General features: G+C 72.8%; 16 protein-coding genes, 2 tRNA genes and 1 other RNA gene. 11 read left to right on the plus strand and 8 right to left on the minus strand.

The features are described 5' to 3' along the window. The first annotated feature begins 8 nt into the window (after positions 1–8). On the plus strand, positions 9–461 hold the full coding sequence (locus IO24_RS0121570) for a DUF4383 domain-containing protein (RefSeq protein WP_031137804.1): 453 nt from the start codon (positions 9–11) through the stop codon (positions 459–461). A 17-nt stretch (positions 462–478) separates the two neighbouring features. Further along, entirely contained in the window at positions 479–964 is a 486-nt protein-coding gene (locus IO24_RS0121575; RefSeq protein WP_031137805.1) for an MSMEG_6728 family protein, read from the plus strand. A gap of 15 nt (positions 965–979) precedes the next feature. Here the strand turns inward: IO24_RS0121575 and IO24_RS0121580 are convergent, their stop codons facing one another. Together IO24_RS0121580 and IO24_RS0121585 are read right to left on the minus strand one after the other, a co-directional pair. Further along, positions 980–1,138 carry a hypothetical protein gene (locus tag IO24_RS0121580; RefSeq protein WP_234335316.1) on the minus strand — a complete coding sequence of 53 codons (159 nt, stop codon included), beginning with the start codon at positions 1,136–1,138 and terminating at the stop codon, positions 980–982. 93 nt (positions 1,139–1,231) lie between these two features. After that, entirely contained in the window at positions 1,232–1,453 is a 222-nt protein-coding gene (locus IO24_RS0121585) for a hypothetical protein (RefSeq protein WP_031110278.1), read from the minus strand. Between the two features lie 123 nt (positions 1,454–1,576). Here IO24_RS0121585 and IO24_RS0121590 point away from each other — a divergent pair, with 123 nt between their 5' ends. The 3 genes from IO24_RS0121590 (at position 1,577) to IO24_RS0121600 (ending at position 2,481) form a co-directional block, all read left to right on the plus strand. Then, entirely contained in the window at positions 1,577–1,810 is a 234-nt protein-coding gene (locus IO24_RS0121590) for a hypothetical protein (protein WP_031137807.1), read from the plus strand. A 44-nt stretch (positions 1,811–1,854) separates the two neighbouring features. Continuing rightward, complete coding sequence (locus IO24_RS0121595; protein ID WP_031137808.1) at positions 1,855–2,079, plus strand: ubiquitin-like domain-containing protein; 225 nt, start codon at positions 1,855–1,857, stop codon at positions 2,077–2,079. A 66-nt stretch (positions 2,080–2,145) separates the two neighbouring features. Continuing rightward, the gene (locus IO24_RS0121600; RefSeq protein WP_031137809.1) at positions 2,146–2,481 is read left to right on the plus strand and encodes an amphi-Trp domain-containing protein; all 336 of its coding nucleotides are present in this window, start codon (positions 2,146–2,148) and stop codon (positions 2,479–2,481) included. A gap of 123 nt (positions 2,482–2,604) precedes the next feature. Here IO24_RS0121600 and IO24_RS0121605 read toward each other — a convergent pair. Next, positions 2,605–2,692, minus strand: a tRNA-Ser gene (locus IO24_RS0121605). Positions 2,693–2,765: 73 nt separating this feature from the next. Here IO24_RS0121605 and ffs point away from each other — a divergent pair. The 6 genes from ffs (at position 2,766) to IO24_RS0121630 (ending at position 11,582) form a co-directional block, all read left to right on the plus strand. Next, positions 2,766–2,860, plus strand: an RNA gene (gene ffs / locus IO24_RS42475) — signal recognition particle sRNA small type. Between the two features lie 63 nt (positions 2,861–2,923). Beyond that, positions 2,924–5,353, plus strand: a complete 2,430-nt coding sequence (locus tag IO24_RS0121610; RefSeq protein WP_031137810.1) for a DNA polymerase III subunit gamma and tau — start codon at positions 2,924–2,926, stop codon at positions 5,351–5,353. 128 nt (positions 5,354–5,481) lie between these two features. Further along, complete coding sequence (gene purD, locus IO24_RS0121615) at positions 5,482–6,732, plus strand: phosphoribosylamine--glycine ligase (protein ID WP_031137811.1); 1,251 nt, start codon at positions 5,482–5,484, stop codon at positions 6,730–6,732. Between the two features lie 316 nt (positions 6,733–7,048). Then, on the plus strand, positions 7,049–8,866 hold the full coding sequence (locus tag IO24_RS0121620; RefSeq protein ID WP_031137812.1) for a M48 family metalloprotease: 1,818 nt from the start codon (positions 7,049–7,051) through the stop codon (positions 8,864–8,866). A gap of 218 nt (positions 8,867–9,084) precedes the next feature. Beyond that, positions 9,085–10,560 (plus strand): N,N-dimethylformamidase beta subunit family domain-containing protein, encoded by a 1,476-nt coding sequence (locus IO24_RS0121625; protein ID WP_031137813.1) that lies wholly within the window; start codon positions 9,085–9,087, stop codon positions 10,558–10,560. 122 nt (positions 10,561–10,682) lie between these two features. Then, the gene (locus IO24_RS0121630) at positions 10,683–11,582 is read left to right on the plus strand and encodes a phosphoribosylaminoimidazolesuccinocarboxamide synthase (RefSeq protein WP_031137814.1); all 900 of its coding nucleotides are present in this window, start codon (positions 10,683–10,685) and stop codon (positions 11,580–11,582) included. 42 nt (positions 11,583–11,624) lie between these two features. Here the strand turns inward: IO24_RS0121630 and IO24_RS0121635 are convergent. The 5 genes from IO24_RS0121635 to IO24_RS0121655 all read right to left on the minus strand — a co-directional run bounded on the left by IO24_RS0121635 (position 11,625) and on the right by IO24_RS0121655 (position 15,417). Continuing rightward, positions 11,625–11,700 (minus strand) — tRNA-Gly (locus IO24_RS0121635). Positions 11,701–11,722: 22 nt separating this feature from the next. Beyond that, entirely contained in the window at positions 11,723–12,343 is a 621-nt protein-coding gene (locus tag IO24_RS0121640; protein ID WP_031137815.1) for a response regulator transcription factor, read from the minus strand. Then, on the minus strand, positions 12,340–13,623 hold the full coding sequence (locus IO24_RS0121645) for a sensor histidine kinase (RefSeq protein ID WP_031137816.1): 1,284 nt from the start codon (positions 13,621–13,623) through the stop codon (positions 12,340–12,342). Before IO24_RS0121645 ends, IO24_RS0121640 begins: the two co-directional genes overlap by 4 nt. Before the next feature lie 22 nt (positions 13,624–13,645). After that, positions 13,646–14,449: an ABC transporter permease gene (locus IO24_RS0121650; protein ID WP_031137817.1), complete on the minus strand. Its 804-nt coding sequence runs from the start codon at positions 14,447–14,449 to the stop codon at positions 13,646–13,648. Further along, complete coding sequence (locus IO24_RS0121655) at positions 14,446–15,417, minus strand: ABC transporter ATP-binding protein (RefSeq protein ID WP_031137818.1); 972 nt, start codon at positions 15,415–15,417, stop codon at positions 14,446–14,448. The genes IO24_RS0121650 and IO24_RS0121655 overlap by 4 nt, the downstream gene beginning before the upstream one ends. Positions 15,418–15,512 lie beyond the last annotated feature (95 nt).

Consider the following 15,512-nt stretch of genomic DNA (forward strand, 5'->3'; position numbering starts at 1 on the left):
CACCGGCCATGACCACACCCATGTCCCACCGGGCCGCCCGCACCCCCGTCCAGCAGGCCGCCCTGCTGTTCGGCCTCGTCTTCCTGCTGGTCGGCGTGCTGGGCTTCATCCCCGGAATCACCACCGACTACGGCTCGCTGGAGTTCGCGTCCCATGACTCGGGTGCCGAACTGTTCGGCCTGTTCCAGGTCTCGATCCTGCACAACCTCGTGCACCTGGCCTACGGCCTCGCCGGTCTGATCCTCGCCGGCACGGCCTCCGGGGCGTACTCGTACCTGCTGGTCGGGGGCGCCGTCTACCTGGTGCTGTGGGTGTACGGCCTGTCCGTCGGCCACGACAGCGACGCCAACTTCGTCCCGCTGAACACCGCGGACGACTGGCTCCACTTCGTCCTGGGCATCGCCATGATCGGCCTGGCCCTCGCCCTCAGGCGGCGCGGAGCGCGCACCGACGCACGGTAAGGATCACCGACGACGGCATGCAGACCTTTCTGCCCTACCCCGACTTCCGCACCACGGCCCTGGCCCTCGACCGCCGACGCCTCGGCAAACAACGGGTCGAGGCTCTGCAGGTCCTGCGCGGCCTGGTCGTCCCCGGCTACGGGTGGCGCCGCCACCCGGCCGTGAAGATGTGGCTCGGCTACGAGGAGGCGCTGGTCCGCTACGGCCTGGAGATCTGCCGCGTCTGGCGCGAACAGGGCCACCAGGACACCTGCGCGGCGACGCTCGTGGCCGACGTCGCGGCGACCCGCCCTCACGCCCCGATCCGCGACCAGCACCGGCTGGCCGCCGAGGGCGAACTCCCGCCCTGGCTCGGCGACGACCCCTTCCACGAGAGCCACCGCTCGGCGTTGGTCCGCAAGGACCCCACGACCTACGCGACGCTCTTCCCGGGCGTCCCCGACGACCTGCCGTACGTCTGGCCGACGTCGGACCGCACGGGCGAACAGGCCTCCCGGAACTGACGGGTCCCTGGGGGACTAGGCCGCCCTGCGGCGCGCCGGGCGCCCGGTCGCGGCGGGCTGCTCCGTCACGTCCTCGAGCGGGAAGGTCTCGTCCTCCCCGAAGTCCGGGGCCTGGAAGGGGTTGGTCGCCGGAGTGGGCGACGCCGCGCTGGAACGGCGGGGTTGCCCTTCCACAGCGGAGAACAGCGAAGTCGGTTCGATGAGAGGTCTCTTTTCCGTTACTGGCCCAGGGGAGGGCCAGGCGCGCCCTGACCGGGCACGGAGGTCCTACAGCTTGGTCATCTTGGCGTAGGGACTCAGAATCCGCATTTGCGCCGAACCGAAGTCGACGAGCGCGGCGATTCCGTCCTCGATGCCGATGACCCGGCCGAGCCCATACATGTCGTGCGTGACCTGGTCACCCACGGCGAAGTGCTTCGGAGCGGGCGCGACCGGAGCCTTGAAGGGGCTGGTAGGCAAGTGACGCTTAGGAGCAGCAGGCTTTGTCATTGACTTCAGTATGCGCCTACTCGGGCCTCTCGCGCTGCTCCCGGCGACGTCCGGTGCCCGAACCGAGACGTAAGAGAGGCGCTGCGGTGGCCCGGAAATTCGAACACATGATTGAATTCGGCCATGCGAACGTTTCCCGACGATCTCGTCCGGGCGCAACGGGAGTGGAGTGCCACCTACCGGCAGCTCGCCGATCGGCCCGGCCGCACCGAGCTGCGCCGGCGTCTGTACCGGCTGTCGGTTCAGACGTTCTTCCACCCCTGCTGGCAGCGGCGACGGCCGAGTCCCGCGGCGTGGTGGGAGCTGCGGGAGCCGGGCCGGACCGCCCGGGATGCGAGCGAGCGGCTCCACCGGTGACGCGCCGGCCTGCGGGACCGTACGTCCCGGACGATCCTGAAGGCATGGCCGGACCGATTCGTGTGACCGTGCATCCGCCGTCGCCCTCGGGCGGCCGGCGCGTCCGCGTGGACGGCGAGATCCTCGGGCTCGCCCACAGCGCCACCGACGTCGCGGAGTTCCTCCGCCGTGCCGGCCTGGAGATCGACCCGGCGGACGTGGCCCACGTGTCGTGGATCGACTGGCGCGGAGTGGGGCCCGAGCACTGGGGCCCGGAGACGGGTCGCTGACGCGCGAGTCCACACATCGCGCCAAAATGTGTTTATCCACTCTTTTGCGCCACAACGGAGGGCCCCATGAAGGACCTCAAGTTCGAGCAGAAGCGCTCGCTGTCCCGCCAAGAGGCCGCTGACCAGCTCACGGCACTCGCGGACGCGCTGAGGGAAGGCGGGGACGCGGAGCTGGAACTCGGCTCCGCGACGCTGGGTCTGCGCATCCCCGACGACCTCCACAGCGAGATGGAGGTCGAGATCGGCGACGGCGAGATCGAGCTGGAGATCGAGCTGAAGTGGCCGACCGCACCGAAGCGGGCGACGCCGCCGCGGAAGAACACGCCGGCCGGCACGGCCCGAAGGAGCAAGGGCGCCGCCAGAACCAAGACCGCGAAGCGGTCCGCTGCCAAATCCCCTTGAGCTGACGCCCGAGGGCCGGACGGCTTTCGCGGTGCGGCCCTCGGGGACGGCGGAGGTGACGGAACCGTCGAAGGGCCCCACCGCAAGCGGTGGGGCCCTTCGACATCGTGCCCGGTGAGGCACTGGCGGAGGATACGAGATTCGAACTCGTGAGGGGTTGCCCCCAACACGCTTTCCAAGCGTGCGCCCTAGGCCTCTAGGCGAATCCTCCGCCAGGAACATTACATGACCGAGAGGAGTGCTCGCGAACTCGTTCCCGGCCCCTGACATCAGGTAGCCTTGGCGCAGCCCCTCACGCGGCGCTATCTGACTGAACTCCCCCAGGGCCGGAAGGCAGCAAGGGTAGGTCGGCTCTGGCGGGTGCGTGGGGGGCGTCTGCGTTCCCGGACCCGGATCTCCTCGCCGGGGCCCGATGTCAGTGGGCGCCTATAACCTCGTATGCGTGTCGTCTCTCGCTCTGTACCGCCGCTACCGCCCGGAGACCTTCGCCGAGGTCATCGGGCAGGAGCATGTCACCGACCCGTTGCAGCAGGCGCTGCGGAACAACCGGGTCAACCACGCGTACCTGTTCAGCGGGCCGCGCGGCTGCGGCAAGACGACCAGCGCCCGCATCCTGGCCCGCTGCCTGAACTGCGAGCAGGGACCCACACCGACGCCCTGCGGTGAGTGCCAGTCCTGTCAGGACCTCGCGCGCAACGGTCCCGGTTCCATCGACGTCATCGAGATCGACGCCGCTTCCCACGGTGGCGTGGACGACGCCCGTGACCTGCGTGAAAAGGCCTTCTTCGGGCCGGCCGGCAGCCGGTACAAGATCTACATCATCGACGAGGCCCACATGGTCACGTCGGCCGGCTTCAACGCGCTGCTGAAGGTCGTCGAGGAGCCGCCGGAGCACCTCAAGTTCATCTTCGCGACCACCGAGCCCGAGAAGGTCATCGGGACGATCCGCTCCCGGACCCACCACTACCCCTTCCGGCTCGTCCCCCCCGGCACCCTCCGGGAGTACCTCGGGCAGGTGTGCCAGAAGGAGGCCATCCCGGTCGAGGACGGCGTGCTCCCGCTCGTGGTGCGGGCCGGCGGCGGGTCCGTGCGTGACTCCATGTCCGTCATGGACCAGCTCCTCGCCGGCGCCGCCGCGGACGGTGTGACATACGCCATGGCCACCGCCCTGCTCGGATACACCGACGGCTCCCTCCTCGACTCCGTCGTCGAGGCCTTCGCCACCGGTGACGGAGCGGCGGCCTTCGAGGTCGTCGACCATGTGATCGAGGGCGGGAACGACCCACGGCGCTTCGTCGCCGACCTCCTGGAGCGGCTGCGCGACCTGGTGATCCTCGCCGCCGTCCCGGACGCGGCGGAGAAGGGGCTCATCGACGCCCCCGCCGACGTGATCGAGCGCATGCAGGCCCAGGCCGGCACCTTCGGCCCCGCCGAGCTGGGCCGGGCCGCCGACCTGGTCAACGAGGGCCTGACCGAGATGCGCGGCGCCCACTCGCCCCGTCTCCAGCTCGAGCTGATCTGCGCCCGCGTCCTGCTCCCCGCCGCCTACGGCGACGAGCGCTCCGTCATGGCCCGCCTCGACCGGATCGAGCGCGGCGTGAACTACTCCGCGGGCCCGTCCGGCATGCCCGCCATGGGATACGTGCCCGGACCGGAGGGCCACGGGGGAGCGGCGGCCGCTCCGGTCCAGGCGGGTGGCGGCGGTCCGGTGCCGGCGGGCAGTGGCCCGGCCGCGGCCCGTGCGGCGGTCCGGGCGTCCGGAGCACCGGGCAACGGCGACGCCGCGACCGGCAGCAGTGGCGGCCACACGCCGGCCGCGGCCGGCTCCGCCCCTCCTGCCCCCGCGTCCGCCCCGGCGGCGGCTCAGGGCGCGTCGCAGCCCTCGCCGGGCCAGAGCGCGCCGCCGTCGGCACCGCCCACGCCCCCGGGGCATGCTCCTGCTCCCGGCGCCCGGGGCGGCCCCGGCGCCCCCGAAGCCCCGGCAGAAGCCCCGGCTCCCGGCCACGAGCCCCAGTCCGCCCCGGCCCAGCCCGCCCCCGGCGCCTGGCCCACCGCCGCCCCCGCCGGCAGCGGCGGCCGTCGCCCCGGTGGCTGGCCCACGGCCGCCCCGGGCGGGCCCGCCTCGAACACCCCACCGGCGAACACCTCGCCGAGCACCCCCGCCCCCAGCACCCCACCGACGGCCCAGCCCCCGGCTCCGGCCCCGACCGCCCCGGCTCCGGCCTCCGCTTCCACGGGCGGCGGCGGTGTCGACCCCCGCATGCTCTGGCCGAACATCCTGGAGGCGGTCAAGAACCGCCGGCGCTTCACCTGGATCCTGCTCAGCCAGAACGCCCAGGTGACCGGCTTCGACGGCACGACACTCCAGCTCGGATTCGTCAACGCGGGCGCGCGGGACAACTTCCTGAGCAGCGGAAGCGAGGACGTGCTGCGGCAGGCGCTGGGTGAGCAGTTCAACGTCCAGTGGAAGATCGAGGCGATCGTCGACCCTTCGGGCGGCTCCGCGCCCCCGGCACCGGGCGGCCCCTCCGGTTTCGGCGGCGGTGGCGGCCACAACACCGGCGGTGGTGGCGGGTACAACGCAGGCGGCGGTACGGCGACGGCCCAGCGCCCCGCCCCCTCCCAGCCGGCTGCCCCGGCCGCCCCCGCCCAGCAGTCGAGCAGCCGAGCAGCCGCCACCGCCTCCGCCCGGGCCTCCGCGCCTGCCGCCTCCGTCCCCCAGCCCTCGGCCCCGCAGCCGCGGCACGTCTCCGTCGAGGAGGACACCCCCGAGGACGACGACCCCGATCTCGACGAGTCGGCCCTCTCCGGCCAGGAGCTGATCGTCCGGGAGCTGGGAGCGACGGTGGTCGAGGAGTTCACGAACGAATAGCCGATTTCCGACGGCGGGCCCTTCGCAGGAAGGCGCGCCCCTTCTTGGAGGAAACTCCAGCTCGAGTTCCCCCCTCCGTTCGGAAGCCCGCACAAGGGGAACCCGGAGTCTCCCGTTAGGCTGACCCCGTGAAGGTCCTCGTCATCGGCAGCGGCGCCCGCGAACACGCCCTGTGCCACTCCCTGTCCCACGACCCCGATGTCACCGCGCTGCACTGCGCCCCCGGCAACGCCGGCATCGCCGAGGTCGCCGAGCTGCACCAGGTCGACGCCCTGGACGGCGCCGCCGTCACCGCGCTGGCCACCCGCCTCGGCGCGGAGCTCGTGGTCGTCGGCCCGGAGGCCCCGCTGGTCGCCGGTGTCGCCGACGCCGTGCGCGACGCCGGCATCCCGGTCTTCGGCCCGTCCGGCCGGGCCGCGCAGCTCGAAGGCTCGAAGGCCTTCGCGAAGGACGTCATGGCTGTGGCCGAGGTGCCCACGGCCCGGTCGTACGTCTGCACGACACCGGAGGAGGCCGCCACGGCCCTCGACGCCTTCGGCGCTCCGTACGTCGTCAAGGACGACGGGCTCGCCGCCGGCAAGGGTGTCGTCGTCACCGACGATCTCGAAGCGGCCCGGGCCCACGCGGCGGCCTGCGAGCGCGTGGTCATCGAGGAGTACCTCGACGGCCCCGAGGTCTCGCTGTTCGCCGTCACCGACGGCGAGACGGTCGTCCCCCTCCAGCCCGCCCAGGACTTCAAGCGCGCGCTGGACGGCGACGAGGGCCCGAACACCGGCGGCATGGGTGCGTACTCCCCGCTGCCGTGGGCCGACCCGAAGCTGGTCGACGAAGTGCTGCAGACCGTGCTGCAGCCGACCGTGGACGAGATGCAGCGGCGCGGCACGCCGTTCTCCGGTCTGCTCTACGCCGGTCTCGCGATCACCTCGCGCGGTGTCCGCGTGATCGAGTTCAACGCCCGGTTCGGCGACCCCGAGACCCAGGTCGTCCTGGCCCGGCTCAAGACGCCGCTCGCCGGTCTGCTGATGGCCGCCGCCACCGGCAACCTCGCGCACCTGGAACCGCTGCGCTGGAGCGACGACGCGGCCGTGACCGTGGTCGTCGCCTCGCACAACTACCCCGGCACCCCGCGCACCGGCGACCCCATCACCGGTCTTGACGAGGTCGCCGCCCAGGACGCCCCGCACGCGTACGTGCTGCACGCCGGCACCCGGCAGGAGGGTGACGCCGTCGTCAGCGCGGGCGGCCGCGTCCTGTCCGTGACGGCCACCGGCAAGGACCTCGCCGAGGCCCGCGACCGCGCCTACACGGCCGTCGGCCGTATCCGCCTCGACGGCTCCCAGCACCGCACGGACATCGCCGCGAAGGCGGCGGGCGCGTAACCGGCCCACGCGGAGTGGGAAATCATCTCCGCCGCCGATGAACCCCGCAGGCCCCGGATCCGTCTCAGGATCCGGGGCCTGACGTATGCGGGAGGCGGGGGCCTGATGCGCTCTGTCCGTCATCCACCTCTCCCCAAAGCCATTCCATCGAGTGACCGATGCCCTATCCGGCTGACGGAGGGCGGAGCCCCAACTAGGGTGCGGCGCAAGCGTTCCGGCACTTGGCCCACCGGCATTGCGATGTCAGTGGCTGGTGCCACAGTGGGGGAGTGAGCAAGGGCAGCGTCAGGTCAACGGGGAGGGGGTGAGGTCGGTAGTGACCGGATTGGGTGTGGAAGCAGGCGCGCAGGCCGCGCGGGCACGGGCACTGGCCGTGCTGCGGATCCGCAGCCGCGCACTGGCCGTCGCCCTGCTGCCGGCGGCCGTCGCCGTGATCCTGCTCGCGGGCGCCGCCGGCGACCGCCTCGAGGGCCCCGGCTGGGACTCGGCCCGTTGGATCCTGACACCGGTCGCCGTTCTCGTGCTGCTCGCCGCCGCCGGGATCGCCCTGGTCGTCGCCCGGGCCCGGCCCGCGATGAGCCCGACCGTCCCGGTCACCGAGGAGGCGGCTCCCGACCTGTACCGGATGGTGCGCGATCTCGCCGACCGCCTCGACGTCCCCGCGCCCTCCGCGATAGCGCTCACCCCGGACTGCGACAGCTGGCTGGAGGACCGCACGCACCCGGCCCACGGGCCGCCTCCGGCTGAGGAGCACCACGACATAGCGGGAGCGGGCAGGCAGGCGCACCGCCCGCACCCCGTCGCGCCGGTCCTCGTCATCGGCTCCCCGTTCCTGTGGTGGATGCGGGTCGGCGAGCTGCGCGCGGTCCTCGCCCCGGTCATCGCCGGTACGGGCCCCTCGGCCCACCCGGACATAGCCGCCGCCCGGCGCTTCGTCCGGGGCCTGGACGCCGCGGTGGCCGTGGCCTCGGCGCCCCGCCGCGATCCGGTGTCGCGGGCGGTGCTGGCCGGGGTCGGCTGGGTGGCCCGGCTCCTGCTGCGCGGTTGCCGCGGCCATGCCGCCGAGATGGAGCGAGGCGTGGCGGCAGCGGCCGCGGAGCGTGCACAGGCTGTGGATTACGGGCTGCGGATCGTCGCCCAGGAGCAGGTGGGCCTGGCGTACGCGGGCTGGGACCGGCTGCTGACCCGGGTCGCGCTGCCCGCCTGGCGGATGGGCCGCTGGCCCTCCCGGCTGGACGCCGGTGTGGTCGCGGCGCTCACGGAGCTGTCCCGGCGCGACCGCCTGGCCGAGGGCTTCGCGTCCCGGCTCGGTGAGCGGCCCGCCTGCGATCTGCTGGAGGAGCCGGGCGCGGTCGACGAGGCCGCCTCCCTGCTCGCCGCCCGCCTCTTCCACGGCGGCCCCGCCGGGCCCGGGCCCGACTGGTCGCCGGTGGCCTGGAGCGAGTATCCGGAAGAGGTCGTGGACCGCAAGTGGCGTCTCGACGCGGCCCGGCTCCACCGCGTCCTGGACGCGATGGGCGTCCGCCCCGCGCCCGGCCCCACGGCCCCCGCCACCGGCGCCCCGACCCTGTCCCGCGTCCTCGACCACCTCACGGACACGGGATCCGCATGGACGGCCGAGAGCGCCGCGGCCGACAGCCCCGCAGGAGACCCGCCCGGCTCCGGACCGGACACCGCCCCGGCCCGCACGCCCGGCGCAGCGGACCCCCTCGACGACGAGGACCTCTCCGGCACGACGGCCCCGAGCGCCACCCTCGCCGCCCGGCTCAGCGCCGAACTGGCCCGTGAGGAGGCCGCCCCCTCCCCGGCGACCCCGTCGCCCCCCTCGTCCGACCCCGCGGCGCTCTGGGACGACCGGGCCCTCCCCCTCTTCCCCCTCCAGCCCCCGCGCACGGCCAGAGAACTGCTCGCCGACCACCTCACCGCGATGGTCTGCTGCGCTGCGATGGACACCGCCGGCGCCACCCCCGGCCTGGACTGGCTGGACGGCCCGACCCTCCTGATCGAGGGTGAGCGTACGGCCGATCTGGCGCCCAAGGTCCTCACCCTCATCGAGGACGGCGACGCCGCCCCCCTGCGGGTCTGGCTCTCCCAGCTCGGCATACGCCCGGAGAAGCCGGTCCGCCTCGGCTGAAAACCAACGGAGCGCCCGCTTCCGGTTCTGGCCAATTCGAAACGAACAGTGACGAAGCGCGCGCGTTATGTGATGTGCTTGGACCGTTCGCGTGCATGGCAAGGGCGTGCGACATACGACAAGCACATGAGCACGAAGGCGTCGCGGATACCGCAGAACACCGCACACACCACACCGGCATGGCACCACCACGGGGGCGAAGGGGAGGGGAAGCAACCATGGGTTCGGAGCAGATCCGCCGCTGGGAGTCGGGAGCGCTGGCGCACGCCGTGACGGATCCCTTCGGGCAGGGCCCCGTCCCATGGCTGCGCGGCAACGTGACGTACTTCGGCGACTCGGGCCAGGTCGTCCCCTGGTACGTGGACCAGGACGCCCCCCACCCGTCGAGGAAGGGCAGCCGTTCGGGCGGCCCCCGCGCTGCCGACGACGTCCACCGCCAGATCAAGGGCTTCACCTCCACCGGCGCGGTCTCGCCCGGCGGGGCCGTCGACTTCCACATCACCGTCGACCCGCCGCAGCAGTTCGCCGTCGACATCTACCGCATCGGCCACTACGGCGGCGACGGCGCCGCGAAGATCACCACCAGCCCGCGCCTGTCCGGCATCGTCCAGCCCACGCCGCTCACCGCGGACCGTACGGTCTCCTGCCACCACTGGTGGCTGTCCTGGCGGCTCCAGGTCCCGTCGTACTGGAACATCGGCGCCTATGTCGCCGTCCTCACCACCGCCGACGGCTACCGCTCCCACATCCCCTTCACGGTCCGGCACGACCAGCCCGCCGACCTGCTGCTCGTGCTGCCCGACGTGACCTGGCAGGCGTACAACCTCTACCCGGAGGACGGCCGCACCGGCGCCAGTCTCTACCACGCCTGGGACGAGAAGGGCCGTCTGCTGGGCGAGTCCGAGGCCGCCACGACGGTCTCCTTCGACCGCCCGTACGCGGGAGCCGGCCTCCCCCTCCATGTCGGTCACGCCTACGACTTCATCCGCTGGGCCGAGCGCTACGGCTACGACGTGGCCTACGCCGACGCCGGCGACCTGCACGCGGGCCGCGTCGACCCCACCCGTTACCGCGGCCTGGTCTTCCCGGGCCACGACGAGTACTGGTCGGCCGCCATGCGCGCCACCGTGGAGCTCGCCCGCGACACCGGCACCTCGCTGGTCTTCCTCTCGGCCAACTCCATGTACTGGCAGGTGGAGCTGGGCCCCTCCCCCTCCGGCGTCCCCGACCGGCTGCTGACCTGCCGCAAGCGCCGGGGCCCGGGCAAGCCGGTGCTGTGGCGGGAGATCGACCGGGCGGAGCAGCAGATCCTGGGCATCCAGTACGCCGGGCCCGTCCCCGAGCCGCACCCGCTGATCGTGCGCAACGCCGGGCACTGGCTCTGGGAGGCGACCGGGGCGCACGAGGGCGACGAGATCGAGAACCTGGTGGCGGGCGAGGCCGACCGCTACTTCCCGCGCACCCCGCTGCCCGAACACGAGGAGCGCATGCTGCTCGCCCACTCGCCGTACGCGGACAAGGAGGGCGCCCCGCGCCACCAGGAGACGTCCCTGTACCGAGCCCCCTCCGGCGCCTGGGTCTTCGCAGCAGGAACGTTCGCCTGGTCCCCGGCCCTGGACCGCCCGGGGCACGTCGACCCGCGCATCCAGCGCGCCACCGCGAATCTCCTGGACCGCATCTGCAAACACGACTGACCCGCTGTCGGTGATCAAGGCCGCATACGGGAGAATCGAGCCACTTGGGCCCGCCCGTCGCCCACCGCCGCCCTGTCCGGGCCCTACGGGCGCCCCTTTGTTTCCAACCACGGGGAGGAACCGTGTCCGGATTCGTCGAAAAGCCGGAGCCGATCCAGGTTCCGGGCCTGGTGCATCTGCACACCGGCAAGGTGCGCGAGCTGTACCGGAACGAGGCGGGCGACCTCGTGATGGTCGCCAGCGACCGCATGTCCGCCTACGACTGGGTGCTGCCGACCGAGATCCCCGACAAGGGCCGGATTCTCACCCAGCTGTCCCTGTGGTGGTTCGACCGGCTCGCCGACCTGGTCCCGAACCACGTCCTGAGCACGGAACTGCCCGCGGGCGCCCCCGCCGACTGGGCGGGCCGCACGCTGATCTGCAGGTCGCTCCGGATGGTCCCCGTGGAGTGCGTGGCCCGCGGCTACCTCACCGGCTCGGGCCTCGCCGAGTACAACGAGACCCGCACGGTCTGCGGCCTCGCCCTGCCGGAGGGCCTGACCGACGGCAGCGAACTGCCCGCGCCGATCTTCACCCCGGCCACCAAGGCAGCCGTCGGCGAGCACGACGAGAACGTCTCCTACGAGGAGGTCGCCCGCCAGGTCGGCGCGGAGACCGCCGCGCAACTGCGCCAGGCGACCCTCGCCGTCTACTCCCGGGGCCGGGACATCGCCCGGGAGCGGGGCATCATCCTCGCGGACACGAAGTTCGAGTTCGGCTTCGACGGCGACGGCCTGGTCCTCGCGGACGAGGTCCTCACCGCGGACTCCTCCCGCTTCTGGCCGGCCGACCAGTGGCAGCCGGGCCGCGCGCAGCCCTCGTACGACAAGCAGTTCGTCCGGGACTGGCTGACCTCGGCGGAGTCCGGCTGGGACCGCGCGAGCGAGCAGCCCCCGCCCGCCCTGCCCCAGCAGGTCGTCGACGCCACCCGCGCCAAGTATGTGGAGGCGTACGAGCGCCTGACCGGCACGACCTGGTCATAGGACACGAAGAAGCCCCCCGGCCGGAACCGGGGGGCTTCTCGATGGAGCGAACGACGAGGTTCGAACTCGCGACCTCAACCTTGGCAAGGTTGCGCTCTACCAACTGAGCTACGTTCGCATGCGCCGTGGCGCGGGAACCACTATACCCAACCTTGCTCCCGCGCGAGCCGCACCGCCGCATGCCGGTTCTCCGCACCGAGCTTCGACACGGCAGACGACAGATAGTTCCGCACGGTTCCCTGTGACAGCGCGGCCCGTTCGGCGATCTCCGCGACGGGCGCTCCGTCGGCGGCCAGTTCCAGGACCTCGGCCTCCCGCGCGGTCAGCGGCGAGTCCCCGGCGGCGATCGCGTCGGCGGCCAACTCCGGGTCGACGTAACGGTTCCCGGCGTGCACCGTACGGATGAGCTCCGCGAGCCGCTGCGCGCTCACGGTCTTCGGCACGAACCCCCGCACCCCCGCCTCCAGCGCCCGCTTCAGATGCCCGGGCCGCCCGTGGCTGGTGACGATGAGCACCCTGCAGCCGGGCAGTTCGGCCCGCAGGGATGTGGCGACCTTCACACCGTCGGCGCCGGGCATCTGAAGATCCAGTACGGCGACATCGGGCTTGTGCGCCCGGGCCATCGCCATCGCCTCGGGCCCGGTGGCCGCCTCGGCGACGACGACGAGGTCGTCCTCCAGCGACAGCAGCGCGGCGAGCGCCCCGCGGATGAGGTGCTCGTCATCGGCGAGCAGCAGCCGGACCGGCTCCGTGGCCGTCATGATGTGACCTCACTCATGGAACGCACCGCAACGGCGGCAGGCACATCGCCGGAAGGGGCGGACCGCGACGGCAGTGGAACCTCCGCCGTCAGCCGGAACAGCCCTTGCCCCGCCGGCCCGGCCTCCAGCGTCCCGTCGATCTCCGCCAGGCGTTCGCGCAGCCCGGCGAGCCCCGAGCCGGCCGGCCCGGCCCCGGACTCCGCCCCGGCCTCGCTCACCCCGTCGTTCTCCACGGACAACACCACCCGTCCCTCCAGCACCCGCAGTCGCACGGCACACCGCCGCGCGTCCCCATGCCGCAGGACGTTCGTCGCGGCCTCCCGCACCACCCACCCCAGGGCGGACTGCACCGGGGCCGGCAGCCCGGCCGCCGTGGCCCCACCGACCGTGCAGTCGATGCCGGCCGCCGCCAGCACCCCTTGCGCACCGGCGAGTTCCGATCCGAGGTCGGCCTCCCGGTAGCCGCGCACGACCTCCCGCACCTCCCGCTGCGACTCCTGCGCGAGCCGCTGCACCTCGACCATCTGCGTCACTGCCTCCGGCCGCCCCCGCTGGGCCAGCTGCACGGCCAGCTCGCTCTTGAGGGCGATCACGGCGAGGTTGCGCCCCATCACGTCGTGCAGATCCCGCCCGAACCTCAGCCGCTCCTCGGCCACGGCGAGCCGGGCCCGGGTCTCGCGGGCTTCGTCGAGTTCGTAGACGGCGTTCATCAGCCACACCGAGAAGACGGCCGTGAAGGCGATGAACACGCCGCCGACCAGCACGATCAGTGCGGTGAAGAGCGCCGTGAGCGCGGCGGCTCCGAGCGCGAACGCCACGATCCAGGTGCCTGCCGCGAAGCCGCCCGCGATGCCGAACGCGCGCCGCCGGTCGCGGACGCCGAGCGCGATGATGCCGGGACCGAAGACCAGGATCACCCCGAAGACGCCACCGGCGGCGGTGTCGACCCGCTCGCCCTTAGGTCCGAGCTCGGCGAGGCCGATCGCGGCGGCGGCGATGGCTGCGGTGACGGCGGCCAGTGTCCACAGCAGCGCGGTGGGCTGGGGCCTGCGGCCCCGCGTCCAGTCGATCGCCCGTGACACGGTCACGAAGCAGAGGGTGGCGTGCACGGCCACCACCAGCATGACGGCAGTGCCCAGCCGCGCCCCGAGCGGGGCCACGGACGTGAGCCCGACGGAGAAGAACTCCATCACCGCGAAGAAGTGGAACGACCACCGCGTGTACGTCTCGACCTTCTCCGGCGTGCTCTTGTGCCGCCACCACCTGCCCGGCGTGCGCATCGGCCCGTCACTCCCCCTCCGGTCAGCGTCGCGGTTCCCAGCGGAACCGCCGCCGTACAGCAAACACCCCGATGAGGATCCAGGCCATGGCGGTCGCGAGCGTGCCCAGTGCCTCGTACCCGGAGAGGTCCCCGGTCCAGCCGCCGCGCACCAGCGTGACGACGGGGGTCAGCGGCAGCAACTCGCAGACGGAGGCCACCCGGTCCGGCAGCAGTTCCAGCGGCACGAACATGCCCGAGCCGATCATCGAGACCATCAGCAGCGGCATGGGCGTGACCTGGGCGCTCTCGCCGGTCCGGGTGAAGCTCGCGGTGGCCGCGGCGAGGGCGGCGCACATCACGAGCCCCAGGAGCAGGCCGAGGACGACCAGATGGGGCGCCGACGGCGCGGACAGGTCCAGCAGCGCGACGCAGCCCGCCGCCAGCAGCAGGCACTGCACGAGCCCGGTGAGGACGGCCGGCAGCGCGGAGCCGGCCAGGATCTCGACGTCCCGCAGCTCACCGGTGCGCAGCCGCTTGAGGACGAGCTCCTCACGCCGGACGACGAACGAGCCGACGAGCACGGAGTAGACGGCGAACAGCAGGGAGAAGCCGACCGCGGCGGGCAGCACCAGGGTGCCGGTGTTCAGCCCGGCTTCGGCGAGGTCCATGTCCTTGGCCGCCGCCCGCACGCTGACCGGCATCAGCAGCGGCACGAGCAGGGCGGCGACGAGTGCGCCTCTGGTGCGCCCCAGCAGGGTCAGTTCGGCGCGGGCGAGGGCCGTCATCCGGCTCAGCGGGGTGGTCGCCGCCGCTGCCGGGCGGGGCGTCGTGTGCGTGGCGGTCATGCCGCGTACTCCTTCGTCGTCATCCCGGTGGCCTGCTCCGCGGAGGCGTTCCTGGCGATCCCGAGGAACGCCTCTTCCAGGGAGGCCGAGCGCACGTCCAGGCGGCGCAGCTCGACCCGGGCCTGCGCGGCCCACGTCAGCAGCGCGGTGGCGGTGCGCTGCAGTTCATGGGTGCGCAACCGGACGGCCCGGCCGTCGGTCTCGTGCCCGGCCACGCCCAGCTCGCCGAGCGGCGGAAGGTCGCCGACGAAGTAACCGTCGGGCAGTTCGAAGGAGATCCGCGACGGCTCGGCGGCGGTCACCTCGGCCGGTGTCCCGGTGGTGGCGATACGGCCCTCGTGCATGATCGCGAGCCGGTCGGCGAGGTTCTCGGCCTCCTCCAGGTAGTGCGTGGTCAGCAGCACCGTCGTCCCGCCGTCGCGCAGCGCGCTCACCAGCTCCCAGGTGGCCCGGCGGCCTTCGGCGTCCAGTCCGGTGGAGGGTTCGTCGAGGAAGAGCACCTCGGGATCGCCGAGCAGGGCGAGCGCGAGGTCGAGGCGGCGCCGCTGGCCGCCGGACAGCTGCTTGACCCGGGTGCCGGCCTTCGACTCCAGGCCGACCAGCGCCAGTACCTCGGCGGGCGGCCGGGCCCCGCTCACGCAGCCCGCCCACATCCGCGCGGTCTCGGCGACGGTGAGCTCGGAGGGGAAGCCGCCTTCCTGGAGCATCACGCCGGTGCGTGGCCGGACGGCGGCCCGGTCGGTGTACGGGTCGTGCCCGAGGACCCGCACCCGTCCGCCGGCGGGCTGCGCGAGTCCCTCCAGGAGTTCGACGGTCGAGGTCTTGCCCGCGCCGTTGGTGCCGAGCAGCGCGAAAATCTCGCCGCGTCGGACGGAGAAACTGATTCCGCGTACCGCCTCGAACCCGCCCCCGTACACACGTCGCAGGTCAGTGACCTCAATCACGTGTTCGTGTCCGTTGGTTTCCATGCCTTCAGCGTTCCGCCCCGACAGCCCCGAGAGCAGTGCGCGCTGTCATCACTCGGCATGACAAATGTCAGAAGGAGAGGGCGCAACACGACGAA

It is taken from the genome of Streptomyces flavovariabilis (genome assembly GCF_000725785.1).
Taxonomy (GTDB): Bacteria; Actinomycetota; Actinomycetes; order Streptomycetales; family Streptomycetaceae; genus Streptomyces; species Streptomyces hawaiiensis.